At 67.0% G+C, this 26,986-nt stretch carries 22 protein-coding genes; 10 read left to right on the top strand and 12 right to left on the bottom strand.

What is annotated here, in order from left to right:
* Positions 1–45 precede the first annotated feature (45 nt).
* The 5 genes from ACFPFG_RS15250 to ACFPFG_RS15230 all read right to left on the bottom strand — a co-directional run bounded on the left by ACFPFG_RS15250 (position 46) and on the right by ACFPFG_RS15230 (position 6,208).
* Positions 46–1,362 carry an ABC transporter substrate-binding protein gene (locus ACFPFG_RS15250; protein ID WP_197953591.1) on the bottom strand — a complete coding sequence of 439 codons (1,317 nt, stop codon included), beginning with the start codon at positions 1,360–1,362 and terminating at the stop codon, positions 46–48.
* Between the two features lie 79 nt (positions 1,363–1,441).
* Positions 1,442–2,506 carry a branched-chain amino acid ABC transporter permease gene (locus ACFPFG_RS15245; protein ID WP_183017581.1) on the bottom strand — a complete coding sequence of 355 codons (1,065 nt, stop codon included), beginning with the start codon at positions 2,504–2,506 and terminating at the stop codon, positions 1,442–1,444.
* 24 nt (positions 2,507–2,530) lie between these two features.
* Positions 2,531–3,460, bottom strand: coding sequence for a branched-chain amino acid ABC transporter permease (locus ACFPFG_RS15240; protein ID WP_016446594.1), 930 nt, complete (start codon positions 3,458–3,460; stop codon positions 2,531–2,533).
* 10 nt (positions 3,461–3,470) lie between these two features.
* Positions 3,471–4,256 (bottom strand): ABC transporter ATP-binding protein, encoded by a 786-nt coding sequence (locus ACFPFG_RS15235; RefSeq protein WP_183017583.1) that lies wholly within the window; start codon positions 4,254–4,256, stop codon positions 3,471–3,473.
* Positions 4,257–4,270: 14 nt separating this feature from the next.
* On the bottom strand, positions 4,271–6,208 hold the full coding sequence (locus ACFPFG_RS15230; RefSeq protein ID WP_183017584.1) for an AMP-dependent synthetase/ligase: 1,938 nt from the start codon (positions 6,206–6,208) through the stop codon (positions 4,271–4,273).
* Between the two features lie 319 nt (positions 6,209–6,527).
* Between ACFPFG_RS15230 and ACFPFG_RS15225 the strand changes: the two genes are divergently transcribed.
* From ACFPFG_RS15225 to ACFPFG_RS15215, 3 genes are all read left to right on the top strand, one after another.
* The gene (locus tag ACFPFG_RS15225) at positions 6,528–7,256 is read left to right on the top strand and encodes a Crp/Fnr family transcriptional regulator (protein WP_183017585.1); all 729 of its coding nucleotides are present in this window, start codon (positions 6,528–6,530) and stop codon (positions 7,254–7,256) included.
* A 161-nt stretch (positions 7,257–7,417) separates the two neighbouring features.
* Positions 7,418–8,155 carry a type IV toxin-antitoxin system AbiEi family antitoxin gene (locus ACFPFG_RS15220; protein ID WP_183017586.1) on the top strand — a complete coding sequence of 246 codons (738 nt, stop codon included), beginning with the start codon at positions 7,418–7,420 and terminating at the stop codon, positions 8,153–8,155.
* A complete protein-coding gene (locus tag ACFPFG_RS15215; protein WP_197953587.1) occupies positions 8,152–9,066 on the top strand; it encodes a nucleotidyl transferase AbiEii/AbiGii toxin family protein in 915 nt (304 codons plus the stop codon). The genes ACFPFG_RS15220 and ACFPFG_RS15215 overlap by 4 nt, the downstream gene beginning before the upstream one ends.
* A gap of 18 nt (positions 9,067–9,084) precedes the next feature.
* Here the strand turns inward: ACFPFG_RS15215 and ACFPFG_RS15210 are convergent, their stop codons facing one another.
* From ACFPFG_RS15210 to ACFPFG_RS15200, 3 genes are read right to left on the bottom strand one after another with little or no spacing between them, the layout of a single operon-like run.
* Positions 9,085–10,293: a CaiB/BaiF CoA transferase family protein gene (locus ACFPFG_RS15210; RefSeq protein ID WP_380107257.1), complete on the bottom strand. Its 1,209-nt coding sequence runs from the start codon at positions 10,291–10,293 to the stop codon at positions 9,085–9,087.
* Complete coding sequence (locus ACFPFG_RS15205) at positions 10,293–11,282, bottom strand: Bug family tripartite tricarboxylate transporter substrate binding protein (protein WP_380107255.1); 990 nt, start codon at positions 11,280–11,282, stop codon at positions 10,293–10,295. The genes ACFPFG_RS15210 and ACFPFG_RS15205 overlap by 1 nt, the downstream gene beginning before the upstream one ends.
* 13 nt (positions 11,283–11,295) lie before the next feature.
* Positions 11,296–12,465 (bottom strand): acyl-CoA dehydrogenase family protein, encoded by a 1,170-nt coding sequence (locus ACFPFG_RS15200; RefSeq protein WP_197953581.1) that lies wholly within the window; start codon positions 12,463–12,465, stop codon positions 11,296–11,298.
* 57 nt (positions 12,466–12,522) lie between these two features.
* Here ACFPFG_RS15200 and ACFPFG_RS15195 point away from each other — a divergent pair, with 57 nt between their 5' ends.
* Positions 12,523–13,389: an IclR family transcriptional regulator gene (locus ACFPFG_RS15195; RefSeq protein ID WP_380107253.1), complete on the top strand. Its 867-nt coding sequence runs from the start codon at positions 12,523–12,525 to the stop codon at positions 13,387–13,389.
* A 17-nt stretch (positions 13,390–13,406) separates the two neighbouring features.
* Here ACFPFG_RS15195 and ACFPFG_RS15190 read toward each other — a convergent pair whose 3' ends face one another.
* Positions 13,407–13,727 carry a hypothetical protein gene (locus ACFPFG_RS15190; RefSeq protein ID WP_259649070.1) on the bottom strand — a complete coding sequence of 107 codons (321 nt, stop codon included), beginning with the start codon at positions 13,725–13,727 and terminating at the stop codon, positions 13,407–13,409.
* On the opposite strand from ACFPFG_RS15190, the gene ACFPFG_RS15185 reads away from it, so the two are divergent.
* The 5 genes from ACFPFG_RS15185 to ACFPFG_RS15165 all read left to right on the top strand — a co-directional run bounded on the left by ACFPFG_RS15185 (position 13,726) and on the right by ACFPFG_RS15165 (position 20,435).
* On the top strand, positions 13,726–13,965 hold the full coding sequence (locus ACFPFG_RS15185) for a hypothetical protein (RefSeq protein WP_380107251.1): 240 nt from the start codon (positions 13,726–13,728) through the stop codon (positions 13,963–13,965). The two genes, ACFPFG_RS15190 and ACFPFG_RS15185, sit on opposite strands and share 2 nt — an antisense overlap.
* A gap of 526 nt (positions 13,966–14,491) precedes the next feature.
* Positions 14,492–16,105 (top strand): pseudouridine synthase, encoded by a 1,614-nt coding sequence (locus tag ACFPFG_RS15180; RefSeq protein WP_380107249.1) that lies wholly within the window; start codon positions 14,492–14,494, stop codon positions 16,103–16,105.
* A gap of 195 nt (positions 16,106–16,300) precedes the next feature.
* Positions 16,301–16,798 carry a sigma-70 family RNA polymerase sigma factor gene (locus ACFPFG_RS15175; protein ID WP_183020054.1) on the top strand — a complete coding sequence of 166 codons (498 nt, stop codon included), beginning with the start codon at positions 16,301–16,303 and terminating at the stop codon, positions 16,796–16,798.
* Positions 16,798–17,868, top strand: a complete 1,071-nt coding sequence (locus ACFPFG_RS15170) for a FecR domain-containing protein (RefSeq protein ID WP_374622263.1) — start codon at positions 16,798–16,800, stop codon at positions 17,866–17,868. Before ACFPFG_RS15175 ends, ACFPFG_RS15170 begins: the two co-directional genes overlap by 1 nt.
* Positions 17,869–17,987: 119 nt before the next feature.
* Positions 17,988–20,435 carry a TonB-dependent siderophore receptor gene (locus tag ACFPFG_RS15165; protein ID WP_380107247.1) on the top strand — a complete coding sequence of 816 codons (2,448 nt, stop codon included), beginning with the start codon at positions 17,988–17,990 and terminating at the stop codon, positions 20,433–20,435.
* A gap of 13 nt (positions 20,436–20,448) precedes the next feature.
* Here ACFPFG_RS15165 and ACFPFG_RS15160 read toward each other — a convergent pair whose 3' ends face one another.
* From ACFPFG_RS15160 to aqpZ, 3 genes are all read right to left on the bottom strand, one after another.
* Positions 20,449–21,129: a Fe2+-dependent dioxygenase gene (locus tag ACFPFG_RS15160; protein WP_380107245.1), complete on the bottom strand. Its 681-nt coding sequence runs from the start codon at positions 21,127–21,129 to the stop codon at positions 20,449–20,451.
* 134 nt (positions 21,130–21,263) lie between these two features.
* The gene (locus ACFPFG_RS15155; RefSeq protein WP_380107243.1) at positions 21,264–23,489 is read right to left on the bottom strand and encodes a TonB-dependent receptor; all 2,226 of its coding nucleotides are present in this window, start codon (positions 23,487–23,489) and stop codon (positions 21,264–21,266) included.
* 237 nt (positions 23,490–23,726) lie between these two features.
* On the bottom strand, positions 23,727–24,431 hold the full coding sequence (gene aqpZ, locus ACFPFG_RS15150) for an aquaporin Z (protein WP_183020059.1): 705 nt from the start codon (positions 24,429–24,431) through the stop codon (positions 23,727–23,729).
* 236 nt (positions 24,432–24,667) lie between these two features.
* On the opposite strand from aqpZ, the gene htpG reads away from it, so the two are divergent.
* Positions 24,668–26,620 (top strand): molecular chaperone HtpG, encoded by a 1,953-nt coding sequence (htpG, locus tag ACFPFG_RS15145; RefSeq protein ID WP_380107241.1) that lies wholly within the window; start codon positions 24,668–24,670, stop codon positions 26,618–26,620.
* Positions 26,621–26,986 lie beyond the last annotated feature (366 nt).

Here is a 26,986-nt window from a genome sequence, read left to right as displayed (position 1 = left end):
CCTCCCCCGCGAAGCGGGTAGAGAGGGGGAAGGCGCGCAAGCGCCTCAGGGGGTGCAAGTTCTAGCTTTTACGTTCTTTTCCTTGGCGTACTTGTCCGCGTACTCCTTGACCAGCGGCTCGACCATGGATTTGTCGGCCTGGTACCAGTCGGAGACCACCTTCCACTTGGCGCCGTCCCACTGCGCGATGCGCGACCAGTCGGTGCCCAGGTGGTTGTCGCAGCTGGTCTTGACGGGGCGGATGATCTTGCCGAAGCCCAGCTCGTTGAGGCGCTCCTGCGTGAGGTTCAGGTTCTCCAGGCCCCAGCGCACCTGCTCGGAGGTCATGACCTTGCCCTTGCCGTATTTTTCCTGCGCCGTGCGGATGGCCTCCACCTGCAGCATGGAGATCACCATGCCGCGCGTGTGGGCCATGGCGCCCAGTTCCTTGGCGTCGGTGGCCGTGCCCTGGCCCTTGTCGTAGACCATGGACTTGACCTCGTCGTGCACCTTGTCGTGCTCGGCCGTGTTGTGGATGGTCACGGTGTTGTAGCCCTTGGCGCCGGCGCCGATGTCCTTGACGTCATGGTCCGAGCCGGCCCACCAGATGGCGTACATCTTCTCGCGCGGGTAGCCGGTGGCCTGCGCCTCGCGCACGGCCGTGGGCGTCATCACGCCGGCCGACCACAGCAGCACGTAGTCGGGGCGCTGCTGGCGGATCTGCAGCCAGGTGGACTTCTGCTCCACGCCGGGCGCCGTCACGGGCAGCAGCGTCAGATCGAAGCCTTCCTTGGCGGCGCGTTTCTGCAGCAGCGGAATGGGTTCCTTGCCATAGGGAGAGTCGTGGTAGACCAGGGCGATCTTCTTGCCCTTGAGGCTGCCCTTTTCCTTCTTCAGGATGTCCTGCACGATGGAATCGGCCGCGGTCCAGTAGTTGCCCAGCAGCGGGAAGTTCCACTCGAACACCTTGCCGTCGGCCGACTGCGACAGGCCATAGCCCGTGGTGATGATGGGCATCTTGTCGCCGGGCGCCTTGTCCGTCACGGCGAAGGTGATGCCGGTGGACTGCGGATCGAACCCGGCCGCGCCGCCGCCCTTGCCCTTCAGGCGCTCATAGCATTCCACGCCCTTGGCCGTGTCGTAGGCCGTCTCGCATTCCTCGTAGGCGATCTTCACGCCATTGATGCCGCCCTTGGCGTTGACCAGCTTGATGTAGTCCTGCTTGCCATCGGCCCATGGAATGCCCAGCGGCGCGAACTGGCCCGTGCGGTAGACCAGCAGCGGCACGAACTGGTCCTGGGCCTGTGCGGCGGGGGCGGCCACGAGAGCGCCGATTCCAGCAGCGACCGTGGCGGCGGCGATGGCGACTTTCTTGAACATCATGACGTTGTCTCCTAGTTGGCTGGGGAAGATTCCCCGGTTATCCGGCACTCTGTGGCGCCCTGTCTCGATACAGATCAACTCAATGCGGGAAGGGCCAGACACGCAGTTTTTGTCTTGCGGTCGCCCACAGTTTTGCCAGTCCATGCGGCTCCACGATCAGGAAGAACACGATCAGCGCACCGAAGATCATGTGCTCCAGGTAGGTCGCCGTGGCCGTGGACAGCGGCAGGCCCATCCAGTGCGGCACCTGGGTGAGCAGCAGCGGCAGCAGCACGAAGAAGGCCGCGCCGAAGATGCTGCCCACCACCGAGCCCAGGCCGCCGATGATGATCATGAACAGCAGCTGCAGCGAGCGGTCCAGGCTGAAGGCCGCCGGCTCCCAGGCGCCCAGGTGCACGAAGCCCCACAGCGCGCCGGCCACGCCGACGATGAAGCTGCTCACGGCAAAGGCGCTGAGCTTGGCGTAGGTCGGGCGGATGCCGATCACGCTGGCGGCCACGTCCATGTCGCGCATGGCCATCCACTCGCGGCCGATGGCGCTGCGCACCAGGTTCTTGGCGGCCAGTCCCAGCACGCACAGGATGCCCAGGCACAGCAGGTACTTTTCCATGGGCGTGTCGATCTGCCAGCCCATGATGGACAGCGGGCCAGCGCTCACCGAGCCCGAGGAAGAGTTGTTCGTCACCCAGGCCGCGCGGCTTGCCAGCCAGTCCACGAAGAATTGCGCCGCCAGCGTGGCCACGGCCAGGTACAGGCCGCGGATGCGCAGGCTGGGCAGGCCGAAGATCACGCCGAAGACCATGGCCAGCACGCCGCCGCCGATCAGGGCCACCAGCAGCGGCATGCCCTCGAAGCGCACCTGCAGGTTGTAGGCCGCATAGGCGCCCACGGCCATGAAGGCGCCGGTGCCCAGCGAGATCTGGCCGCAGTAGCCGACCAGGATGTTCAGCCCCAGCGCCGCCAGCGACATGATCAGGAAGGGGATCAGCACGGCCTGGAAGGTGTAGTCGCTGACGCTGAAGGGAATCACCAGGAAGGCGACGGCCAGCAGCGCCACGATGGCCCAGCGGTCCTGGGCGACGCCGAAGATCTGCTGGTCGGATGCGTAGGTCGTCTTGAATTGACCGTTTTCACGATAAAACATGGTGCAAGTTCTCCGTATACGGTCTCAGACGCGGTCGATGATCTTGTCGCCGAACAGCCCCTGGGGCCGCACGAGCAGGAAGCACAGGGCCAGGCCGTAGGCGAACCAGGTCTCGATGCCGCCGCCGACCATGGGGCCCAGGTAGACCTCGGAGAGCTTCTCGCCCACGCCGATGATCAGGCCGCCGATGATGGCGCCGGGCAGCGAGGTCAGGCCGCCCAGGATCACCACGGGCAGGGCCTTCAGGGCCACCAGGGACAGCGAGTACTGCACGCCCAGCTTGGAGCCCCAGATGATGCCCACCACCAGGGCTACGCCGCCGGCCACCGACCAGACGATGACCCAGATGCGCGACAGCGGAATGCCGATGGACTGGGCCGCCTGGTGATCATCGGCCACGGCGCGCAGCGCGCGGCCGGTCTTGGTCTTCTGGAAGAACACGCTGAGCGCGGCCACCAGCAGCGCGGCGATGCAGGCTGCGTACAGGTCTTCCTGGCTCAGCAGCACGCCGCCCTCGAACAGGCCGTCGAGGATGAACATGGGATCCTTGGGCATGCCCACGTTGATGCTGTAGACGGCGCTGCCGAAGATCATCGGGCCCAGTCCGTCCAGCAGGTAGGCGATGCCCAGCGTGGCCATCAAGAGCGTGATGGGCTCCTGGTTGACCAGGTGGCGCAGCGCCAGCCGCTCGATCACCCAGGCCACGACCACCATGATGGCCAGCGACACGCAGATGGCCAGCAGGTTGGTGAACCAGCCAGGCTCCATGCCGATCCACTTCGGGATCCACTCGGAAAAGCGCGCCATGGCCAGGGCCGAGAACAGCACCATCGCGCCCTGGGCGAAGTTGAACACGCCCGAGGCCTTGAAGATCAGCACGAAGCCGATGGCGATCAGTGCGTACAGCGTGCCCACCATGAGGCCGCCGAACAAGGTTTCCAGAAAAAATCCCATGTCTGTCCCCTCAGTGGCTCGTGCCAAGGTAAGCGCGGATCACATCTTCGTTCTGGCGCACCTCGTCGGGCGCGCCGTCGCCGATCTTCTTGCCGTAGTCCAGCACCACGACGCGGTCGCTGATGTCCATGACCACGCCCATGTCGTGCTCGATCAGCACGATGGTGGAGCCGAACTCGTCGTTGACATCGAGGATGAAGCGGCACATGTCCTGCTTTTCCTCCACGTTCATGCCGGCCATGGGCTCGTCCAGCAGCAGCACCTGCGGCTCCATGGCCAGGGCGCGGCCCAGGTCCACGCGCTTTTGCAGGCCGTAGGGCAGCTGGCCCACGGGCGTCTTGCGGTAGGCCTGGATCTCCAGGAAGTCGATGATGTGCTCGACGAACTCGCGGTGGCGGATCTCCTCGCGCTGGGCCGGGCCCAGGCGCAGGGCCTGCATCAGGATGCCGCTTTTGATCTGCAGGTTGCGGCCGGTCATGATGTTGTCGATCACGCTCATGCCCTTGAACAGTGCCAGGTTCTGGAAGGTGCGCGCCACGCCCATCTCGGCCACCTGGCGGCTGTTCATGTGGCTGAAGGTCTTGCCCCGGAAGGTGATCGAGCCCTCGGACGGCGTGTACACGCCGTTGATGCAGTTGAGCATGGAGCTCTTGCCCGCGCCGTTGGGGCCGATGATGGAGCGGATCTCGTGCTCGCGCACATCGAACGAAATGTCCGTCAGCGCCTTCACCCCGCCAAAGCGCAGGCTGATGTTCTTGATGTCGAGGATGACATCGCCGATCTTCTTGTGGGTCATGTCAGCGGCTCCGGTCAGGCCCTGGCGGTGGCAGCCACCGAATGGGTTTTGGCATCGATGATGGACAGCGTGGCGCTGACGCTGCCGGTGCGGCCGTCCTCGAACTTGACCTGGGTCTCGATGAACTGCTCGCGCTTGCCCGTGTACAGCGCATCGACCAGCACGCCGTACTTGTCGGCAATGAAGCCGCGGCGCACCTTGCGCGTGCGGGTCAGCTCGTCGTCGTCGGGGTCCAGCTCCTTGTGCAGCACCAGGAAGCGCGCCACCTGCGTGTCGGCCATGCCGGCCTCGGCGGCCAGGTCGGCGTTCACCTGGGCCACGCAGTCGGCCACCATCTCCAGCACCTTGGCCTTGGAGGCCAGGTCCACGTAGCCGCCATAGGGCAGGCCCTGGCGCTCGGCCCAGTTGCCCACGGCCTCGTAGTCGATGTTGATGAAGGCGCAGACCTGGTCGCGGCCGTGGCCGAAGCACACCGCCTCCTTGATCTGGGGGAAGAACTTGAGCTTGTTCTCGATGTAGTTGGGCGCGAACATGGCGCCCCGGCTGGTCTTGCCCACGTCCTTGGCGCGGTCGATGATGCGCAGCTGCCCGCTGGCATCGATCACGCCGGCATCGCCCGTGTGGAACCAGCCCTCGGCATCCACCACCTCGGCCGTGGCGTCGGGGCGCTTGTAGTACTCCTTGAGCACGGACACGCCCTTGAGCAGCACCTCGCCGTTGTCGGCGATCTTCAGCTCGATGCCCGGCGCGGCCTGGCCCACGCTGCTCAATTCCACCTGGCCGTCGCGCTGTATGCACACATAGGCGCAGGTCTCGGTCTGGCCGTAGAGCTGCTTGAGGTTGATGCCGATGGAGCGGAAGAAGCGGAACAGCTCGGGCCCGATGGCCGCACCCGCCGTGTAGGCCACGCGGATGCGCGACAGGCCCATGGCGTTGCGCAGCGGCCCGTAGATGCACAGGTCGCCCAGCGCGTACTTCAGGCGGTCCAGCGTGCCCACCGTCTTGCCGTCCAGGATGTCCGAGCCCACGCGGCGCGCCACGGCCATGGCGCGGCCGTACATCCATTGCTTGAAGGGCGCGGCGTCCTCCATGCGGATGGACACCGAGGTCAGCATGCCCTCGAAGATGCGCGGTGGCGCGAAGTAGTAGCTGGGGCCGATCTCGCGCAGGTCGATGGACACGGTCGAGGCCGACTCCGGGCAGTTGATGGTGAACCCCGCCACCAGCCACTGCGCGAAGGAAAACAGATGGTCGCCCACCCAGGCCGGGGGCAGGTAGGAGATCACGTTGTCGCCGGGTCCCAGGCGGTCCACCTGCACGCCGCCGCGTGCCGACTCGCCAAAGCTGCGGTGCGTCTGGCACACGCCCTTGGGCTTGCCCGTCGTGCCCGAGGTATAGAGGATGACCGAGACATCGTCGGGCGACAGCGCGGCCAGCATCGCATCCCAGGCGCCCGGGTGTGCGGCATCCCATTCCCGGCCCTTTTGCAGCAGCGCCTCGGTGCTGATCAGCCCCGGCTGGTCGTAGTGGCGCAGGCCGCGCGGGTCGTCATAGATGATGTGGCCGAGGCCGGAGACGCTCTCGCGCACCTCCAGCAGCTTGTCCACCTGCTCCTGGTTCTCGGCAAAGGCGAAGTCGATCTCGGCGTCCTCGATGACAAAGCGCATCTCGGCGGCCACGGCATCCTGGTACAGCGGGATCGGAACGCCGCCGCGCGCCTGCACGGCAATGAAGCCCATGTAGACATGGGGCCGGTTGTCGCTGATGAAGGCCAGATTCTGGCCGCGTGCCAGGCCCAGGGCCGCCAGGCCGCAGGCCATATGGCGCACGGTCTCGGCGGCCTCGCTCCAGCTCCAGGTCTGCCAGATGCCGTATTCCTTCTCGCGCAGCGCCGGCGCCTGGGGGCGCTGGGCGGCATGCTGGAGCAGCAGGTGCGGGAACGTGGTCGTCATTCCATGTCCTTGGATGTTCGTGAATGGTGGCCGCATGGTGCAGATGCCCAGGCTTTGACCTACCGGCTTGGACTGCATCCTAGGACTGGCTTTGACGCCGTGGTGTCTGTTTGACGACAATCTGCGGGAAACTCATCATCGGGAAAACGCGCCGTAACAAAAGGTGCCAAAACGGTCTCATGGCCCGTTTGGGGGCTTGCGCATCCGCGAATGTGCGCGTGCGGCGGTCCTTCTGGAAATCCCGCTCACGCCAGCCCCCGGCCTCGGGCAATGCTTGGGTGGTTTTGATGATTGATCCGCGCACCCTCGCCGCGACTCCATGAGCCAAGAACTGTCACTGCACCAGCGCCGCCGCGCGCCCCGGCCCGAGGAACTCGAAGGCATTCCCTGGCTCGCCGTACTCCAGCCCGCCGAGCGCGAACGGGCCCAGAAGGCGCTGGTCGTCGGCGACGCCCAGCCCGGCGACTATGTCTGCCGCACCGGCCGCGCACCCACCTACTGGTTCGGCGTGGTCGAAGGCCTGCTCAAGATGAATACCGACGGCGCCGATGGCGCCAGCATGACCCTGGCCGGCCTGCCCCCGGGCGGCTGGTTCGGCGAGGGCACGGCCGTCAAGCGCGAGCCCTATCGCTACAACGTGCAGGCCATACGCCGCAGCGTGGTCGGTGGCCTGCCCATAGAAACCTTCCACTGGCTGCTGGACCACTCCATCGGTTTCAACCGCTTCGTCATGAGCCAGCTCAACGAGCGCCTGGGCCAGTTCATCTCGGCCCGCGAAATCGACCGCCTCACCAACCCCGACCTGCGCGTGGCCCGCAGCCTGGCCGCGCTCTTTCACCCGCTGCTGTACCCGGGCGTGGGCGATGTGCTGCGCATCACCCAGCAGGAACTGGCCTACCTGGTCGGCCTGTCGCGCCAGCGCGTCAACGAGGCGCTGTCCGTGCTGCAGCGCGAAAACGCCATCGTCGTGGAGTACGGCGGCCTGCGCGTGCTCGACCTGGAAGCGCTGCGCAGCGGTCTGTTTGCGGCGGCGCGGCGGGCGGCTTGAGCATGCGCGGCGTCCGCTTTGGCGCCGTACCCATCGGCATGGAACAGCACCGATGCATGCCACCACGGAATTTTGAAAAGTATTGAAAATCGTAGCCAAACTACGATTATCAGAAAAATACCAAACTTGTCCGTGTTTGGAATAAGTGCTTGAATCGCAGCATGACTACGACCGGGGCAAGCAAATTAAACGCGCTCTACACGCAGCTGCCTGCGGGCACGCCCATCACCTCGCAGGATCTGGCAGGGCTGGGCATCTCCGCAGACCTGGCTGTCCATTACGTGCGCGCGGGCTGGCTGAAGCGCCTGATGCGGGGGGTCTTCTGCCGGCCCAACGACAGCCTGGCCCTGCATCCGAGCCTGGGCGTGCTGCAGCGCCGCCTGGAGGGCCTGCATGTGGGGGGCAAGTCGGCGCTGGACTGGTACGGCATGCGCCAGTATGTGGCGCAGCAGCCGGTGCTGCAGCTGTATGGCTGGGCCGCCGGGCAGTTGCCGCCATGGTTCACGGAGCGGTTCCCTGCCGAATACCATCGCAAACGGCTGTTCGATGAACAACCCGGCGATTTGCTGCACGTGGGGCCGTTCGAGAAACGCAGCGGTGCCGCCCAGGTCTCGGCGCCGGAGCGTGCGCTGCTGGAGCTTCTGAGCGATGTGGGCGTGCGCCAGCCGCTGCAGGAAGCCAGGGAGCTGGTGGAAAGCGCGTACAGCCTGCGCGCTGATGTGCTGCGTGAACTTCTGCAGCGCTGCACCAGCGTCAAGACCGTGCGCCTGTGCCTTCAACTCGGGCGCGAGGGGGCGCTGCCCTGGGCCGCCAGGCTGGAGACGGCCTCGCTGCCGACGGGAAGCGACAGGCCCTGGGTGTCCCGGTCGGCCGAGGGCCTGTTGGTGCTCAAGCCATGAACCAGACCTATCTCGACACTGCGCGCCTGTTGACACAGGTCGCGCCGCTGGTGTTTGTGGATGACACGTTCGCGCTGAAGGGCGGAACCGCGATCAACCTGTTCGTGCGCGATATGCCGCGTCTGTCCGTTGATCTGGATCTGGTGTTTCCCGACCACAGGCCGTCACGTGATGAGGCGCTGCTGCGGATCAATCAGGCCATCCGGCAAGCGGCAGAACGTCTGACGAAGCGGGGCTTTCAGACCCATGCGCCGGTGGCTGCAGCGGGCCAGACCAAGCTGCTGGTGCGCCGTGGTCCCGTGCAGGTCAAGATCGAAGTGAACTATGTCATGCGGGGCACGGTGCTGCCGGTGCGGCAGGCCTCGCTCACGCCAACTGCGCGCGATGTGCTGATGGCTGACCTGGAGATTCCCGTGGTCTCCGCAGAGGACTTGTACGGCGGCAAGCTCGTGGCCGCCCTGGATCGGCAGCACCCGCGTGATCTGTTCGATGTGATGCAGCTGTTCGCGCACGGCGGCATCACCTCAGGCATCCGGCGCGCCTTCGTGGTCTATCTGGCCTGCAGCAACCGACCTTTGCACGAAGTGCTGTTTCCTCCCTTGCGTGATGTCCGGCACGATTTCGAGAACAACTTCCGGGGCATGACGGCCGAGCCTGTGCCGCTGCAATCTCTGCTCGCAGCACGCGAGCGGTTGCTGCGGGAGCTTCAGCAAGGGCTGGATGCCAGTGAACGGCGCTTTTTGCTGTCGCTGGCCGCAGGAGTCCCCGATTGGCCGGAGCTGGACATCGCCCATCTCGAACACCTGCCCGGCGTGCGATGGAAGGTGCAGAACCTGGCGCAGCTACGCACGTCCCATCCCCGCAAGTTCGCTGAGCAGGCTGACCTGCTGGCCGCACGGCTGGTCATCTGACGCCAGCACTGCACGCCTTCATATCACGCCTTCGCGCCGCAGCCTCTCCTGCTGCTGCGCATCCAGCCCCAGCGCCGCATAGATGCGTGCATTGTCCTGGCCGGTGGCCGGGCCGCTGCGTGGCGAAGGGGCCTGGCGGCCCGTGAAGCGGGGCACGGGCGCGGGGGCGGCGAGGGGGCCCAGGTCGGGGTCGGGCAGGGTGATGAAGCTGCCGCGTTCCGCGAAATGCGGGTCCTGCAGCGCGTCCCCGGCCGAGCAGACCTTGCTGAACGGAATGTCGTGCGCGGCCAGGGCGGCCATGGCCTGGCCGCAGTCCAGGGCTGCGCACCATTGCACGATCTGCGCATCCAGTGCCTGCAGGTGGCGGATGCGCGCGGCGTTGTCCGCAAAGCGCGGGTCGGCGGCCAGGTCGGCGCGGTCCATGGCCTGGCACAGGCGCTTGAAGATGGCATCGCCCGTGGCGACCACGGTGAGCCAGGCACCGTCGCGCGTGCGGTAGACGTTGGAGGGCGCCGTATAGCCCGCGCACGATCCCGTGCGACTGCGTGCCTGTCCGCCCAGCTGGAATTCGGCCGCCAGCGGATCCAGCAGGCGCAGCATGGCTTCGGTGGCCGACAGGTCGATCTCCACGCCGCGCCGTTCGCCGGGCGGCTGCGCGTTGCGCTCGGCCAGTGCGGCCGCGATGGAGAAGGCGCCGAACAGCCCGGCCACGGCATCGCCCAGCGGGTAGTTCATGTGCTGGGGCGGGCCGCCCGCCTCGCCCGTGAGGTGGGCGAAGCCGCTCATGGCCTCGAAGATGCGCGCAAAGCCCGGCCGGCGCGCATAGGGGCCGGTCTGGCCGAAGCCCGTCAGGCGCAGCACGATGAGGCGCGGGTTGCGGGCATGCAAGGTGGCCAGGTCCAGCCCCCAGCGGTCCAGCGTGCCGGTGCGGAAGTTCTCCACCAGCACGTCGAAGTCCTCGATCAGCCGCAGGAACAGCGTGCGGCCCTCGGCCTTGCGCACGTCCAGCGAGATGCCCTGCTTGCCCCGGTTGGCGGTTTTCCAGAACACGGCGTGGCCGTCGTGCACGGGGGCCAGGCTGCGCAGCGTGTCGCCGCCGCCAGGCAGCTCCAGCTTGACGACATCGGCGCCCAGGTCGCCGCACAGCGTGGCCGAGAAGGGGGCGGCCAGCACCGTGGCCATGTCGAGGATGCGCACACCCTCCAGCGGATAGCCTTGGCGCTGCATCAGTTGCCTTTCAGGTCCACGTTCTTCAGCACGGGCTCCCAGGCGCGGCGGTCTTCGGCCACGCGCTGGTGGAAGGCCGCCGCCTGCGTGGGCAGCGGCGTGGCACCCAGGCGCGCCAGCTTGTCGCGTGTCTCGGGCAAGGCCATGGCCTTGGCCAGCGCCTGGTTGAGCGTGGCCACGGTCTGCTGCGGCGTGCCCCTGGGTGCGGCCAGGCCCACCCACAGGCCGGTGTCCAGCCCGGCCACGCCCAGCTCGGCAAAGGTGGGAATGTCGGGCGCGGCGGGCGAGCGGCTCTTGCCGGTTTGCGCCAGGATGCGTATCTGCCCGCCCTGCATGTAGGGCAGGGTGCCGCCCAGGTTGTTGCACATCACCGGGATGTGGCCGGCCATGAGGTCGTTGACGGCCGGGGCATTGCCCTTGTAGGGCAGGTGCTGCATCTTCGTGCCGAGCCGGTGGTTTACCATCTCGCAGACCAGGTGCGAGGGCGTGGCCGTGCCGGCCGAGCCGAAGGACAGCGTGCCGGGCCTGGCCTTGTCGGCCGCCACCAGTTCGGCCAGCGTGCGGTAGGGCGTCTTTGCGTTGACGGCGATGACGTTGGGCAGGTCCGCCACCAGCCCGATGTACTCGTAGTCGGTCAGCGGATTCCACTTGAGGTTGGCGTGCACATGGGGCAGGAAGACATTGCTCAGGCCCGCCATGAGCAGGGTGTAGCCGTCGGGCGCGGCGCGCGCAACGAGTTCCGAGCCGACGAGGCTGCCTGCGCCGGGCCTGTTCTCCACCACCACGGGCTGTCCCAGGGCCTTGCCCAGTTCCACAGAAAGGGCACGGGCGACGAGGTCGGTGCTGCCGCCTGCGGGAAAGGGCACGATCACGCGCACGGGCCGATCGGGAAAAGTCGCCTGGGCCGTCTGTGCCGCCTGCGCGCAGGCGCACAGCGCGGCCAGCAGGCCCAGGGTGGCCAGGTGCTTCCTGGTGAGGGGGGATGTCATGGGGCCTCCGGTGTCAGGCGCTCTCGCGCAGCATGAGCTTGGCGATGTTGAGCTGGTGGATCTGGCTGGTGCCTTCGTAGAGGCGGAACAGGCGCACGTCGCGGAAGTAGCGCTCGATGGGGCTGAAGTCGGCCACATAGCCCGCGCCGCCGAACATCTGCACGGCGCGGTCGGCCACGCGGCCGCACATCTCGGAGGCGAAGTACTTGCACATGGAGGCGGACAGCGCCACGTCCTCGCCCCGGTCGCGGGCGCGGGCGGCCTCCAGGATCATGGATTGCGCCGCGAAGATCTCGGTGCGGCTGTCGGCCAGCATGGCCTGCACCAGCTGGAAGTTCGCCACCGGCTGGCCGAACTGCTCGCGCTGGCGCACATGGGCCAGCGCCAGGTCCAGCATGCGTATCGCCGGCCCCGTGCACAGCGCGGCCAGGTGCAGGCGCTGCTTGTTGAGCACCTTCATCACGGTCCTGAAGCCCTGGCCCTCGCGCCCGCCGATGATCTGGTCGGCCGGCACGCGGCAGTCCTGGAAATGCACGTCCGACACGGGCGAGCCGGCCTGGCCCATCTTGCGATAGGGCTGGCCCGTCACCAGGCCCGGCGAGCGTTCCACGAAGAAGGCCGTCAGCCCCTCGCTGCCCGTGCTGCCTTCGCCGGTGCGGGCGATGACGGTGAACACATCGGCCAGCGGCGCATTGGTGATGAAGCGCTTGCTGCCGTTGAGCACATAGTGGTCGCCCTCGCGGTGCGCCGTGGTCTGGATGTTGCTCGCCTCCGAGCCCGCGTCCGGCTCGGTCAGCGCCAGGCAGCCCGTGAGCTCGCCGCGCGCCATGCGCGGCAGCCAGCGCTGCTTTTGCGCCTCGGTGCCGTCGGCCACCAGGGCTTCCGAGCCAATGCCGGTGTTGGTGCCCACGCGGGCCCGCAGCGCCACCGAGGCCTGGGACAGCTCGAAGGCGCAGCGCACCAGCTCTTCCGTGCTCAGGCCCAGGCCGCCATGGGCCTGGGGAATGCTCCAGCCGAAATAGCCCTTGTCGCGCAGCTCCTGGACCACGGCGGGCGGTATCTCGTCATCGCGCTCGATCTGCTCTTCGAGCGGATGCCAGCGGTGGCGCACGAAATGGCGGATGTCTGCAATCAACGCCTGCAGGCGGGCGTCGGCGGGATGGGGGGCTTGGGCTTGGCTCATGGGCCGCACTGTAGGAAGCGCGGGCCCCAGGGTTGCAATGCAGTTTCAAATATTGAAATGCAGTTGCGGCTTCGCGGCCGTGGTCCGCACAATCGCCACGTGCCCCACACCCCCATTGCCCACCAGCCCAGGGACTCGCAGGATGTCTGCCGCATCCGCGAGCAGGACCCGTATTTCGCGGGCACGCTGGCCAAGGGACTGATGATCCTGCAGTGCTTCGTCAGCGACCCGCGCCCGCATGCCAACAGCGAGCTGGCCCGCCGCCTGGGCCTGCCGCGCCCCACCGTGTCCAGGCTGTGCCGCAGCCTGCAGACCATGGGCTACCTGGACCATGACGAGCGGCTGGACCGCTACTTCGTCGGCCCCGCCGCCGTTGCCCTGGGCTACCCCTATGTGATCAACACGCCCTTGCTCGGCCCGCTGCGCCTGCCCATGCAGGCGCTGGCCGACCGTGTGAAGGGGGCGGTGTCGGTGGGCGTGATCATGGACCTGGATGTGGTCTACCTGGATACCTGTGCCTGGGAGGGCGGCACGCTCAAGCGACCCGGCGTGGGCGCCGTGCGCGGCGTGCTGGAAACGGCCATGGGCCGGGCAGGGCTGGCCCAGCTCGATGCCGGGGAACTGCAGCGCTTCCTGGACCGCGTGCGCAGCCAGCGGCCCGAGGAATATGCGCGCTGCAGAGACAACGCCAGCGAAAGCCTGGCGCACTATGCCGCCCGGGGCTTCGCGGTCAACATGGGCGATTCCGGCCTGGGCGTGTGCGCCGTGGGTGCGGCCTCGCGCATCCGCTACGGGTCGCGCCGCCTGCTGTTCAACTGCGCCGTGCCGGGCCTGCGTATGCCGGCCCGCACGCTGATCCGGGATGTGGGCCCCCAGTTGGCGCAGTTGGTGGCCCTGTGCGACCGGCTGCCCGTGGACCGCTGATCTGCGAGCCTGGCGCTTCAGAAGGCGGCCAGCACGATGCCGATGGCCAGCAGCACGCCGAAGGAGATCCAGCCGTTCTTCTGGTCCAGGCCGCCGATCTGGCGCAGCGCCTCTTCGCGCGCAGCGCCCACCAGGCCCCTCTGGTTGATCTGCTGTATGCGCGTGACCAGCCATTGCAGGTAGGTGCGCTTGACCGTGAACGAGATGGCCACCGCGATGCCGAGCACGCGCCCGGCGCCCCCCGTGCCGGGCATCAGCAGATTGATGATCAACAGGGTGATGAACGCCACCACGGCATAGGCGTAGACGCGGCGCGCAATGGCCCAGGAAACTCCCATGAAGGGAATGGCGGTCCAGCAGGGACTCATGGATGCGAAAAAGCCCTTTTTCCCGCTGACCATGCGATCCCACAGTGGCCGGTATTTTTCAGCATTCGGGCCGATGGCGCTCTCCATATCGGACCACTCGATTCCAGTCAAGTCCGGCTTGGTGATAAGCAGTGCCTTGAATTGTTCTTTAAATGGAGTGGAATTCGATAGGTTGGGTGTATCGCTCATGGTTTTCCTTGTTGAATGAGGCGGGAGTCCGGGCGGGATGGTCTGGATACCGCAGCAGGCGCTGCGCGAAGGGCTGTTGTCTCGAAAGAGCCCCCGTTTCTGGACGGGCGCCATTCTATGGGGAGATGTATGGGCAATGGCAAGCCCAATGGGTTGATTTGCAATCGCCAATGAATGAAATCGCCTGAATAAAATACAGTTTTTTACATATTGCATGCCGTGCATTGGAAGATTCCAATCGGCCGGATTGAAGATGTTTTGCCGATGTGATTCGCTTTTTGTCGATTTTTCATTGAGGATTCATCCGGTTGTGCATATCGCGCCGGATACAGCGATTGGGATGGGTCGGCCGCCAGGCGCATTGCATGGGGCATGAATGTGCGGTGCGGAACATGGCGAGCCCGCCTGGGCGCAGGGCCGGGCGGCGGGGCTGGCAAGGGGGCTCTGGCGGCCTGCCCGCAGGCCGCCCGATAGCCGAGCGCAATGCCCGTATTGGCCGCAGGGCGCAGCCGCTGCGGGCCTTGCCGCGCGACAATGGCGGTCTAATGTCATCCCCTACTTCTTCCAAACCGTCCCGGCCCGGCGCCGACGAGGCGGCAGCGCCCTCCGCGCGCCCTGTGCTGCGCCGCCCCGAAAAGCCACAGGCCGAGCCGGCTGGCGATGCCCGCCGCCCTTCGGGTGGCGCGGGCAAATCCGCAGGCGCACGCGGCGGCCCGCGCGGTGACCGCAACGACCGCAACGACCGCAATGAACGTGGCGGCGACCGTGGCGGCCGCAATGATCGCTACGAGCGCTCCGACCGCCGTGATGCCCCTCCTCGCGGCGATGCCCGCGGTGGGGCACCGCGAGGCGATGCCCGCGGTGCAGCACCCCGCGACGACGCCCGTGACCAGCGCCCGCGCAGCAGCGGTTTCGGCCGTGCCGAGGACCTGGACCGTTCCCAGCCGCGTGGCGACTGGCGCGAACAGGGCGGCGGCGAAAACCGTGCCCCGCGCGAGCAGCGCGACATGCGCGATGCCCGCCCCCCGCGCCCGCCCCGCCCGGACGATCGCCGCGACCGGCCCTATGGCCAGCGCGATGAGCGTCCGCGTGATGGTCAACGCGATGCCCAACGTGACGGCCAGCGCGACGGTCCCCGTGACGGCCCGCGTGAAGGTGGTTTCCGCGACCGTCCCCGTGACGACGCCCGCGGCCCCCGCCGTGACGATGCGCGCGGACCGCGCCGCGACGACGCCCGTGGTCCCCGCCGTGATGACGCCCGTGGCCCGCGGCGCGACGAGGCGCCCCAGGCCGAGCCCGCCTACCGTCCGCTCAGCGGCATCCGCACCTACCGTCCCGCCGACGGTGGCGCCAGCCGCGAAATCCCCGTCAAGCGTGCTCCCGAGCCGCTGCAGGAGCAGGTTCCCGGTGGCGTGCGCATCAACAAGCGCCTGGCCGACATGGGCCTGTGCTCGCGCCGCGAGGCCGACGAGTGGGTGGACAAGGGTTGGGTCCGCGTCAATGGCGAACTCGCCGTGATGGGTCAGAACGTGGTGGCGGCCGACCGCATCACCGTCGAGCGCGAGGCGCGCGAGCGCCAGGACCAGCAGGTCACCATCCTGATCCACAAGCCCATGGGCTATGTCAGCGGACAGGCCGAGGACGGCCACGAGCCCGCCGTGGTCCTGGTCACGCCCCAGAACCACTGGAACCAGGACACCAGCCGCACGCGCTTCAACTTCGCGCAGCTCAAGGGCCTGGCGCCCTGCGGCCGGCTGGACATCGACTCCGTGGGCCTGCTGGTCATGACCCAGGACGGCCGTGTGGCGCGCCAGATCATTGGCGAAGACTCGGAGATGGACAAGGAGTACCTGGTGCGCGTGACCTACGGCGACCGCGACATCGACGTGCAATCCGTGTTCCCGGCCGAGCAGCTGGCACGCCTGTGCCATGGCCTGTCGCTGGACGGCGAGGCACTCAAGCCCGCCAAGGTGGACTGGCAGAACCCCGAGCAGCTGCGCTTTGTGCTGACCGAAGGCAAGAAGCGCCAGATCCGCCGCATGTGCGAACTGGTGGGCCTGCGCGTGGTGGGTCTCAAGCGCATCCGCATCGGCCGAGTGACGCTGGGCAACCTGCCTGTGGGCCAGTGGCGCTACCTGGGTGCACATGAAAATTTTTAGCCCCCCCTGAGCGGCTGCGCCGCTTCCCCCTCTCTCGCTTCGCGGGAGGGGGACGGCACCCTCGGTGCGGGACGGCCCTTCCTCGGTGCCCCTGATTTGGGCAGCGACGGTTTTGAGCTCGTGTTTAGAATGCGAACCATTCTCAAACGAGCTTCAGCGCTGCGGCACGCCAGTCCGGGGCGCGTCCGTCTTTTCATGCGCGCACCGGCCGATCCCGTACACACCCTCTATGTCGAACACCATGGCTGGCTGCAAGGCTGGCTGCGCCGCAAGCTGGGCAATGTGTTCGAGGCTTCCGATATCGCGCACGACACTTTCGTCAACGTGATCACCTCGGGCATGGCCGGCCGCATCGAGCAGCCGCGCCCCTTTCTGGCCACCGTGGCCCGCCATCTTGTGATCCGCCAGCACCGGCGCCGGCTGCTGGAGCGCGCCTATCTCGACACCCTGGCCCTGTTGCCCGTTGAACTTGCCCCTTCGCCCGAAGAGCGGCTGATCGCCCTCGAATCGCTGCAGGCCGTGGACCAGGCGCTGGACGCGCTGGCGCCCAAGGTGCGCGAGGCTTTCCTGCTGGCCCACCTCGAAGGCCTGAGCTATGCGGACATCGCCACGCGCCTGGGCGTGTCCATGACCAGCGTCAAGCGCTACCTGGCCCAGGGCTATGAGCGCTGCTTCGTGCTGGCGCTGTCCTGATGGCGCCGGTGCCTCCTTCCGATCCTCGGCGCCTGTCCAGCGCCGCGCCGCTACCCGGCAGCAGTATCCAGGCGCCCCAGGCGCTGGGCCGGCCCTTGCCGGCCGGCGTGGCGCGGGCGGCTGCCGGCTGGTTTGCGCTGCTGCAATCGGGCCAGGCCTCGGCCGCCGACCGCGCGCGCTGGCAGCGCTGGCTCGATGAAGACGCCGACCATGGCCGCGCCTGGGCCCATCTGCAGGCCGTGACGGGCGCGCTGACGGGGCTCAACGCCGGTGGCGCGGGCTATCGCGGCCTGTCCGCCGCTCCCCGGGCTGCGCGGCGGCGCCTGCTGGGCCTGTTTGCGGGCCTGGGCACGGCGGCGGGCGCGGGCTGGCTGGCCAGCCGCACGCCGCAGTGGCAGCAGATGGCGGCCGACTACGCCACGGGCACCCAGCGCCGCCGCTGGACCCTGCCCGACGGCACGGACATGCTGCTGGGCCCCGGCAGCGCCGTGGCCTTGCAGTTCGACGGCAGCGAGCGCCGGCTGCGCCTGCTGGCCGGCGAGGCGCTGTTCACCACCGGCCATCCCGCAGGTGCGCTGGGCGATCTGCCCTTTGTGGTGGAGACCGCCCACGGCCGCGTGCGCGCCCTGGGCACGCGCTTCGTGGTGCGCAGCGCCGATGCAGGTGCGCGCGTGGCGGTGTTCGAGGGCGCCGTGGAGCTGCGCCCGGCCGGCACAGGCGCATCCGCACGGCGTCTGCAGGCGGGCGAGGCCATGGACTTCACGCGCACGGGCTGGAGCACGGTGCAGCCGGCCGGCCCTGCGGACGACGCCTGGAGCCGGGGCCAATTGTGGGTGGACAACCAGCGCCTCGACGACTTCCTGGCCGAGCTCAACCGCTACCGCCCCGGCTGGCTGCACGCCGATCCGGCCGTGGCCGGGCTGCGGTTCTCAGGCGTGTTCCCGCTGGACGAAGGCGGCATCGATGGCACGGACGCCGTGCTGGCCATGCTGCCCGGTGCGCTGCCCGTGCAGCTGCGCTGGCGCACGCGCTGGTGGGTGGTGGTGGAGCCTGCGCAGGTGAGTGGCTGAGATTTTTTTCTTCCTTTTCGTTTTTTTTGCGCCAGGGGTGACCCGATTTCCTGCGCCGCGCTTCCTTGCTTCCGAGAGCTTTGATTTTCGACATCGGAACATAGGGAGAACCCAGGACCATGCAACCCCTTTTCATGCCCCGCCCCGCGCTGGCGCTGGCCATCGCGCTCATGCCCGCCGCCGTGCTGGCCCAGGCCCAGCGCAGCTATGACGTCGCTGCCGGCCCGCTGGATGCCGCCTTGCGCAGCACGGCCGCCCAGGCCGGCGTGGCCCTGATCTTCACGGCCGAGCAGACGGCCGGACAGCGCAGCGCGGGCCTGCGCGGAAGCTACACGGTGGAGGGCGCCTTCGAGGCCCTGCTGGCCGGCACCGCCTGGCAGGCCGTGCGCCAGCCCGGCGGCGGCTATGCGCTGCGGCGCGTGGAGCAGGTGGCGCCCGCGGCGGCAGCCGGCGCCACGCTGGCCACGGTGAATGTCACGGCCGCGGCGCCGGGCGCGGCCTCCGACGGCTCGGGCAGCTACGCGGCAAACGGCCCCAGCGCCACGGCCACCCGGCTGGCCCTGTCGCTGCGTGAGACCCCGCAGTCGGTCAGCATGATCACGCGCCAGCGCATGGATGACCAGGGCATGGACAGCATGTCCGAGGTGCTGGAGCAGACGCCCGGCCTGTCGGTGCAGAACATAGGCGCCAGCCGCTACACCGTCTACTCGCGCGGCTATGCGATAGACAACTACCAGTTCGACGGCATCGCCACCTCCATCGACGTGGTGACGCAGAACATTCCCCAGGCAGAAACCGATCTGGTGATCTATGACCGCGTGGAGGTGCTGCGCGGCGCGGCGGGGCTGTTGGTGGGCGCGGGCGATCCTTCCGGCACCATCAACCTGGTGCGCAAGAAGCCCACGCGCGAGTTCCGGGGTCAGGCGGGCCTGGGTCTGGGGTCCTGGGGCCGGCGCCGTGCCGAGATCGATGTCTCCGGCCCGCTGGCGCAGGAAGGCCGCGTGCGCGGCCGCTTCGTGGCCGCTGCGGAGCAGGGCGGCACGCATGTGGACTTCTACGAGGAAAAAAAGCGCACGCTCTACGGCGTGGCCGAGGTCGATCTGCCCGATGGCTCCCTGCTGACGGCGGGCCTGCACTACCAGAGCAGCAATCCGCGCGGCGGCTCGGGCAGCGGCCTGCCGCTGTTCCACAGCGACGGATCGCCCACGGATTTCGGGCCGCACACCAATGCCGGCGCGCGCTGGAACACCAACCGCATCGAGGCCTACAACCTGTTCGCCACGCTGGAAAAGCCCTTGCCTGAAGGCTGGATGCTCAAGCTGTCCGCCAACCATTTGCGCGGCAAGCGCAGCGGCTCGTCGGCCGATGCGAGCTGGGGCTTCCCCGACCGGGACACCGGCGAAGGCGTGATGCTCTACGGCGGCTACAGCCGCGCCTGGCAGCGCCAGACCGGCGTGGATGCCTCCGTGCAGGGACCGCTGCAGCTATGGGGCCGGCGCCATGAGATGGTGCTGGGCTTCAATTGGGCCGAGTACGACAACCAGCACGAACCGGCCGATGACGACATAGAAGGCCGTGCAATCAACATCTACCACTGGGACAACCAGACCGGGCTGCCCGTGATTGCCGCAGACAAGCTCATGGACTATGACACCTGGCAAAAGCAGTACGGCGCCTATGGCGTGCTGCGCCTGAAGCCGCGCGACGACCTGTCGGTGATCGTAGGTGCCCGCCTGAGCAATTACCGCTACGCGCTGTCCACGCTCTACACCTCGGCCGCGCTGGCGCCGCGCAGCAGCGTGGTCGGCATGCGGGAGAACGCGGCCTTCACACCCTACGGCGGCATCGTCTATGACCTGAACGACAACCACTCCCTCTACGCCAGCTACACCAGCATCTTCAAGCCGCAAAGCCAGCGCGACCGCAACGGCGCCGTGCTCGATCCCCGCGAAGGCGACAACTACGAGCTGGGCATCAAGAGCGAATTCCTGGGTGGGCGGCTGGCCAGCTCGGCCGCGCTGTACTGGGTGCGCCAGGACAACCTGGCCGAGGTCGATGCGGGCCAGACCGTGCCGGGCACCTTGCCGGCCGTGGCCGCCTACCGTGCCGTCAAGGGCGCCAGGACCCAGGGCGTGGACTTCGAGATCAATGGCGAGATCGCGCGGGGCTGGCAGGTCGGTGCCAGCTACAACTACAACACCACCGAGGATGCCGCAGGCCAGCGCATACGCACGGTGTTCCCGCGCCAGATGGCGAAGCTGTGGACCAGCTACCGCTTCGGCGGCGCATTGCGCGGCCTGACGCTGGGCGGCGGCGTGAACTGGCAGGACCGCATCCATTTCACGGCCACGCCCTGGCAACTGGGCAAGGCCGTCACGGCCGAGCAAAAGGCATTTGCCGTGGTGAATCTGATGGCGCGCTACGAGTTCGACAGGCAGTGGTCGGCCACGCTGAACCTCAGCAACCTCTTCGACAAGCACTACCTGCAAGGCCTGGACACCACGTTCTACACGGGCTACTACGCGGCCACGCGCAATGTGACGCTCAACCTCAAGTACCGGTTCTGAGGCGGCTCTGGCGTCAGGCCTGCGACCACATCCGCAACAGGTTGTGGTACGTGCCGGACAGCGCGGAAAGAGCGGGCTCGCCCGGGTGGCGCGCCGTCAGTTGCTGGATCTGCTGGTCCAGGTCGAACAGGATGCGTCGCTTCTCGTCCGAGGCCACGAGGCTGTGGGTCCAGAAGAAGCTGGCGTAGCGCGTGCCGCGCGTGACGGGGTTGACGCGGTGCAGGCTGGTGCCGGGGTAGACGATGGCGTCGCCCGCGGCCAGCTTCACGCTCTGGTGGCCGAAGGTGTCTTCCACGATCAGCTCGCCGCCTTCGTATTCATCGGGCTCGCTGAAGAACACGGTGGTGGAGACATCGCTGCGCACCTTGATGGCCGTGCCGGGGATGGTGAAGATGGCGTTGTCTATATGGTTGCCATAGGTGCCGCCGCCCTCGTAGCGGTTGAAGCGCGGCGGCAGCACCTTCAGCGGCAGGGTGGCCGACATGAACAGCGCGCTGGCTCCCAGCTTGTCGAGGATGAGGTTGCCGATCGCCTGGCCTGCCTGGCTGTCCAGCGGCAGCTGCAGGTTGGCCTTGACCTGGGCAGCCAGGTGGCCGGCCGTGGCGCGGCCGTCCTGCCACGGGGCCTGCTCCAGCGCCTGGCGGCACTGGCGCACTTCTTCGGGGCTGAGCAGGGCGGGTATGCGGAGCATCATGGCAGGCGGTCCTCGGGAGCGGAATCAGGGAGTGTCCCGCAAAAAAGCCCCGCAGCCGGCGATGGCCTGCGGGGCTTTGCGGTGAATCTGCGCAGCGTCAAGCCGCTGCGCGGTCGCCCGGGGCGATCAGCAGATCAGTACGTCCACTTGAGCGAGGCCACGGCCGAGCGGCCTGCGGCCATGGTCGCGTAGTGGGGCGAGCGGATGCCGCTGTAGTAGACCTTGTCGCCCAGGTTGTACAGGTTCAGCTGCACGGTCAGGTTGCGGTCGATCTGGTAGGCCACCATGGCGTCGTAGCGCGCATAGCCGCTGGCACCCTTGGTGACGATGCCGCCATCCACCGTGGACAGGATGTAGCTCTGGTTCACGCTGCTCTGGGCGTAGATGCCCAGGCCCACGGTCAGCTTTGCCATGGGCTTGTAGCTGGTCCACAGGCTGAAGCTGTGCTTGGGCGTGTTGGGGAAGGGTTGGCCGTTGGCCACGCTGCCCGCGCCTGCGTTCTTCTGCTCGCTGTCCATGTAGGTGTAGCCGCCGAAGACGCTCAGGCCCGGCAGCACGCTGCCCGTGAAGCCCAGCTCCACGCCGTTGACCACCTTGTTGCCGCCCATGTAGGTGACGCCGTTTTCGGTGATGCGCGCATTGGTCACGTCGTTGCGGAACAGCGCGGCCGTCAGCGCCAGGCGCTTTTCCATCAGGTCCCACTTGGTGCCCAGCTCGAGCGAGCGGGTCTTCTCGGGGGCGAGGTTGGCCAGCTGGTCGGTGGAGATGCCCAGGTCCTCGTTGCCGTTGCCCAGCATGGAGCCGCCGGGGCGCGAGGAGGTGCCGATGCTGGCGTAGATGCTGCCGTTGGTGGCCGGCTTGTAGACCAGGCCCAGCTGGTAGTTGAACAGTGTGTCCGAACGGCTCAGGTCATAGGCCGGCGTGTTGCGGCCGGCAGGGCCGGAGGAGCTGATCTTGTAGTGGTCCATGCGCAGGCCGGCATTGAGCAACCACTGGTCGTTGAACTTCAGCGTGTCGAAGCCGTACAGCGCCACGGTGTCGATCTGGTTGTGGCTGGGGTCGCCCAGCGTCACGGGCAGGTTCCACAGCGGGCTGCTGTCGGGGTTGTTCAGCGAGGCGCACCACAGGCTGGCGGCCGTGCAGGTGGTGTTGGTGGTCTGTACGGCAGCCGTGCGGGATTCGGCCTTTTCCTTGGACAGTTCCAGGCCGAAGGCGTAGCTGTGGCCCACGCTGCCGGTCTGGGCCTTGCCCGTGAACTCCGAGAGGTTCTGCAGCGTCTTGATGTCGGCCACGCGTGCATTGCCACGGCGGAACACATAGCCATTGACGACATTGCCCTTGCTGTCGTCGGGCTGGGTCCACAGGTAGTCCTGTTCGGTCTTGCTGTAGCGCAGGCTGTTGCGGAACTTCTGGGTGTCGGTGAACTTGTGCTCGACCGTGGCCGTGAACAGGTCGCTCTTTTCCTTCTCGTAGTCGCGGCTGGTCAGGCCGTACCAGTTGTCGCGGTTGTTGCCGTAGGTGGGACGCACCACGCTGCCGCCGCGCAGGCCGGCCGCAGCCGTGCTGCTGTACAGGTAGGGCACGCCGCCATCGGGAATGTTGTCGGTCTGCAGGTGCTGCCAGGACAGCGAGACCTCGGTGGGCGTGCCCATGCCGAAGGTCACCGTGGGGGCAATGCCCCAGCGCTTGTTCTCGGGGCCGTTGCGGCCGGGAACGTCGGCGTCGTGCACCATGGCGTTCAGGCGCAGGCCCACGCCTTCGCCCAGCACGCGGTTGGCATCGATGGTGGCGCGCCGGTAGCTGTCCGTGCCCAGGCCCACGTCGCCGCTGATGAAGTTCTCGTTCCTGGCCTTCTTGGTCACCAGGTTGATGGAGCCGCCCGCGCCGCCACGGCCTGCGTAGGCCGAATCGGCGCCCTTGATGACTTCCACGGCTTCCAGGTTGAACACTTCGCGCGTGCCGGCCGCAATGTCGCGCATGCCGTCCACGAAGGTGCTGGCCTGGGCGTCCATGCCACGGATGAACGGCTGGTCACCCGAGGGGTTGCCGCCTTCGCCGTTGCCGAAGGTGATGCCGGGCGTGGACCGCAGGGCTTCCTGCAGGCTGGTCGCGCCAGTCTGCTTGATGATTTCCTCGTTGATGACCTGCACCGTCTTGGGCGTGTCCACCAGCGGGGCCGTGAATTTGGCCGAGGAGGCGTTGTCGGTCTTGACGGGCGCTTCGGTGGAAGACGTCACGTTCACGGTGCCCAGCGTGGTGCTGGCCTGCGCGAAAGCCGAGGTGCCCGCCAGGCTCAGGGCAGCGGCAAGCGCCAGCTGGGTGAGGTTCGCGGGGGGGAGGATTTGTTGGAATGTTTGCATGTTCGCTCCGATGAAAGCCCGCGAATTGTTATTGCGAATCACTAGCGTTCGGTTTCTGTTTCGTAAAGTTGGCCTGTTTGAGCCGGGTGAAAGTGCTTCTCGTTGCCGTCAAGCAACAAACGAAAGCCGTGTTTCACCAAAGATCCGATGAAAACGCGGTTGCTGCCGGACGAAAAAAAGCGGCTGTCACCAGCCGCCGGGTTTTGCTGCGGGCGCCTGCCGCGCCCATCCCTGGCCTTACTCGTCGGACGGGCCGGCCAGCAGGGCCTTGTAGATCACCGCGCCGATCAGAGCGCCCACGATGGGCGCCACCCAGAACAGCCACAGCTGGGAGATCGCGATCTCGGGACCGAACAGGGCCGGGCCCGTGCTGCGCGCAGGGTTGACCGAGGTATTGGTCACGGGGATCGAGATCAGGTGGATCAGCGTCAGGCACAGGCCGATGGCCAGCCCGCCAAAGCCGGCTGCCGCGCGCTTGGCCGTGGCGCCCAGGATGACCAGGATGAAGAAGGCCGTCATCACCACCTCGGTGACCAGGGCGGCCGTCATGCCGTAGCCGCCCGGCGAATGCGTGCCGTAGCCGTTGGTGGCGAAGCCGCCGATGTCGGCACCGGCCTTGCCCGTGGCGATCACATAGAGGATGGCCGCGCCCGTGATGGCGCCCAGCACCTGCGAGACGATGTAGCCCGGCAGTTCGCTCCAGGCAAAGCGCCCGCCCATGGCCAGGCCCACGGAGACGGCCGGGTTGAAGTGCCCGCCCGAGATGGGCCCGAAGGCATAGGCGCCCGTGAGCACCGTCAGGCCGAAGGCCAGCGAGACGCCGACCAGGCCGATGCCTACCTGCGGGAAGGCGGCGGCCAGCACGGCCGCACCGCAGCCGCCCAGGGTCAGCCACAGGGTTCCGAGGAATTCGGCGGACCATTTTTGAACAGAGCTGTGCATGGAAAATCTCCTGAAGCAGGCCCGCCATTGCGCCCGGGCCCTGCGCGCACCGTCCGCCGCACAGCGGAAAGTGGCGCAGTTATAGCCCTGCACCAGCCCTGCCGTGAGGGCAAAAAAGTGAACAATCGTCCAGAGCCTGCGTCGCCATAAGGGCGGCGGGATCTTGATAATGCGCTCGCCGGCCCGAGATAAGGGCTGATTTTTTCCCTGTTGTGAACCCATAGGACACTGTCTGCATGAGCAAGCAAACCCATTCTTTTCAGGCCGAAGTCGCACAACTGCTGCACCTGGTCACGCATTCGCTGTATTCCAATCCCGAGATCTTCCTGCGCGAGCTGGTCTCCAACGCCTCCGACGCCTGCGACAAGCTGCGCTTCGAGGCGCTGAACGATGCCGCCCTCTATGAGGACCAGCCCAACCTGGAAGTGCGCGTGTCCTTCGACGCCGCCGCCAAGACGCTGACCATTACCGACACCGGCATCGGCATGAGCGAGCAGGAGGCCATCGACAACCTGGGCACCATCGCCAAGAGCGGCACCAAGGCCTTCATGGACAAGCTTTCGGGCGACCAGAAGTCCGACTCGCAGCTGATCGGCCAGTTCGGCGTGGGCTTTTACTCGGGCTACATCGTGGCCGACAAGATCACCGTGGAAACACGCCGTGCGGGCCTGCCGGCCTCCGAAGGCGTGCGCTGGACCAGCGGTGGCACGGGCGAGTTCGAGGTCGAGCAGATCGAGCGTGCCCAGCGCGGCACCAGCATCACGCTGCACCTGCGCCCCGAGGCCGAGGAGTTCCTCAACGCCTGGAAGATCAAGCAGGTCATCGGCAAGTACTCCGACCACATCAGCCTGCCCATCCTCATGGAAAAAGAGGAATGGAAGGACGGCGAGAACGACCAGCCCGGCGCCATGGAGAAGACGGGAGAGTGGGAGACCATCAACAAGGCCAGCGCGCTGTGGACGCGTCCCAAGAAGGACATCACGGCCGAGCAGTACCAGGACTTCTACAAGGCCATCAGCCACGATTTCGAGAACCCGCTGACCTGGAGCCACAACCGTGTCGAGGGCAACACCGAGTACACGCAGCTGCTGTTCATCCCGGCCAAGGCGCCGTTCGACCTCTACAACCGCGACAAGAAGGCCGGCGTCAAGCTCTACGTCAAGCGCGTCTTCATCATGGATGACGCCGAGGCACTGATGCCCGGCTATCTGCGCTTCGTCAAGGGCGTGATCGACTCGGCCGACCTGCCGCTGAACGTCAGCCGCGAGCTGCTGCAGGAAAGCCGCGATGTGCGCCTGATCCGCGACGGCTCGACCAAGCGCGTGCTGTCCATGCTGGAAGACCTGGCCAAGCACGATCGCCACGACGCTGCCACTGACTCGGCCGCCGACGGCGTCACCGACGTGGTCAGCGAAGAGGACAAGGCCAAGGAAGGCAAGTACAGCCAGTTCTACGCCGAGTTCGGTGCCGTGCTCAAGGAAGGCCTGGGCGAGGACTTTGCCAACAAGGAGCGCATCGCCCGGCTGCTGCGCTTCTCCTCGACCAGCCAGGACGAGGCCACCGTCTCGCTGGCAGACTACAAGGCCCGCATGAAGGAAGGCCAGGACGCGATCTACTACATCACGGCCGACTCCCTGACCGCCGCACGCAACAGCCCGCAGCTGGAGGTCTTCCGCAAGAAGGGCATCGAAGTGCTGCTGATGGCCGACCGCGTGGACGAATGGGCCATGGGCTACCTGACCGACTTCGACGGCACGCCGCTGCAGTCCGTGGCCAAGGGTGCCGTGGACCTGGGCAAGCTGCAGGACGAAGAGGAAAAGAAGGCCGCCGAGGAAGCGGCCGAAACCTTCAAGCCCCTGCTGGCCAAGCTCAAGGAAGCGCTCAAGGACAAGGCCGAGGACGTGCGCGTGACCACGCGCCTGGTGGACTCTCCCGCTTGCCTGGTGGTACAGGACGGCGGCATGAGCCTGCAGCTGGCGCGCCTGCTCAAGCAGGCCGGCCAGCAGGCGCCCGACGCGCGCCCCGTGCTCGAGGTCAATCCAGAGCATCCGCTGGTCAAGAAGCTGGACGGCTCGGTGCATTTCCATGACCTGGCCAACATCCTGTTCGACCAGGCCGTGCTGGCCGAGGGCGGCATGCCCGAGGACCCCGCCGCCTACGTCAAGCGCGTCAACGCGCTGCTGGCCTGAGTTCTCACGCCACGCTCAGGTCCCCATCGCATAGTCCCTGAGTTTCTGCCCACTGTCGCGCCACGGCGCGGCAGTGCGTTTTTCAAGCCGGTGCCAGCCTTGCTGCCGCCGGCTTTTTTCATGCCCGGGAACGCCTGGAAACGGCAGAAATCAGCAACTTCTCACGAAAACTCACATTTACTTCTAAATACTCACTTTTGTTAAATATTCCATTGCATATTTACTTTTAGATATATAGAGAGCCATCATGCCCTCCTTTGGTGCGTCCGGTTGTCGGATTTCCGACAGATTCGGGTCAGCCGGGCACCTTCCGCGTCCATGCCTGCGGCATTCGGCGCTGTCAATGAAGCAAAAAAGGAGAGGTTT

Origin of the sequence: Delftia deserti (assembly GCF_042653485.1) — a bacterium.
Classification (GTDB): Bacteria; Pseudomonadota; Gammaproteobacteria; order Burkholderiales; family Burkholderiaceae_C; genus Comamonas; species Comamonas acidovorans.
The sequence above is the reverse complement of the archived record's forward strand: the minus strand, read 5'-3'. Positions and strand labels throughout refer to the sequence as shown.

Coding starts and splice junctions, on each gene's coding strand:
- ACFPFG_RS15250 (WP_197953591.1), bottom strand. CDS start 1,362: ATGATGTTCAAGAAAGTCGCCATCGCCGCCGCCACGGTCGCTGCTGGA.
- ACFPFG_RS15245 (WP_183017581.1), bottom strand. CDS start 2,506: ATGTTTTATCGTGAAAACGGTCAATTCAAGACGACCTACGCATCCGAC.
- ACFPFG_RS15240 (WP_016446594.1), bottom strand. CDS start 3,460: ATGGGATTTTTTCTGGAAACCTTGTTCGGCGGCCTCATGGTGGGCACG.
- ACFPFG_RS15235 (WP_183017583.1), bottom strand. CDS start 4,256: ATGACCCACAAGAAGATCGGCGATGTCATCCTCGACATCAAGAACATC.
- ACFPFG_RS15230 (WP_183017584.1), bottom strand. CDS start 6,208: ATGACGACCACGTTCCCGCACCTGCTGCTCCAGCATGCCGCCCAGCGC.
- ACFPFG_RS15225 (WP_183017585.1), top strand. CDS start 6,528: ATGAGCCAAGAACTGTCACTGCACCAGCGCCGCCGCGCGCCCCGGCCC.
- ACFPFG_RS15220 (WP_183017586.1), top strand. CDS start 7,418: ATGACTACGACCGGGGCAAGCAAATTAAACGCGCTCTACACGCAGCTG.
- ACFPFG_RS15215 (WP_197953587.1), top strand. CDS start 8,152: ATGAACCAGACCTATCTCGACACTGCGCGCCTGTTGACACAGGTCGCG.
- ACFPFG_RS15210 (WP_380107257.1), bottom strand. CDS start 10,293: ATGCAGCGCCAAGGCTATCCGCTGGAGGGTGTGCGCATCCTCGACATG.
- ACFPFG_RS15205 (WP_380107255.1), bottom strand. CDS start 11,282: ATGACATCCCCCCTCACCAGGAAGCACCTGGCCACCCTGGGCCTGCTG.
- ACFPFG_RS15200 (WP_197953581.1), bottom strand. CDS start 12,465: ATGAGCCAAGCCCAAGCCCCCCATCCCGCCGACGCCCGCCTGCAGGCG.
- ACFPFG_RS15195 (WP_380107253.1), top strand. CDS start 12,523: ATGCAGTTGCGGCTTCGCGGCCGTGGTCCGCACAATCGCCACGTGCCC.
- ACFPFG_RS15185 (WP_380107251.1), top strand. CDS start 13,726: ATGAAGGGAATGGCGGTCCAGCAGGGACTCATGGATGCGAAAAAGCCC.
- ACFPFG_RS15190 (WP_259649070.1), bottom strand. CDS start 13,727: ATGGGAGTTTCCTGGGCCATTGCGCGCCGCGTCTACGCCTATGCCGTG.
- ACFPFG_RS15180 (WP_380107249.1), top strand. CDS start 14,492: ATGTCATCCCCTACTTCTTCCAAACCGTCCCGGCCCGGCGCCGACGAG.
- ACFPFG_RS15175 (WP_183020054.1), top strand. CDS start 16,301: ATGCGCGCACCGGCCGATCCCGTACACACCCTCTATGTCGAACACCAT.
- ACFPFG_RS15170 (WP_374622263.1), top strand. CDS start 16,798: ATGGCGCCGGTGCCTCCTTCCGATCCTCGGCGCCTGTCCAGCGCCGCG.
- ACFPFG_RS15165 (WP_380107247.1), top strand. CDS start 17,988: ATGCAACCCCTTTTCATGCCCCGCCCCGCGCTGGCGCTGGCCATCGCG.
- ACFPFG_RS15160 (WP_380107245.1), bottom strand. CDS start 21,129: ATGATGCTCCGCATACCCGCCCTGCTCAGCCCCGAAGAAGTGCGCCAG.
- ACFPFG_RS15155 (WP_380107243.1), bottom strand. CDS start 23,489: ATGCAAACATTCCAACAAATCCTCCCCCCCGCGAACCTCACCCAGCTG.
- aqpZ (WP_183020059.1), bottom strand. CDS start 24,431: ATGCACAGCTCTGTTCAAAAATGGTCCGCCGAATTCCTCGGAACCCTG.
- htpG (WP_380107241.1), top strand. CDS start 24,668: ATGAGCAAGCAAACCCATTCTTTTCAGGCCGAAGTCGCACAACTGCTG.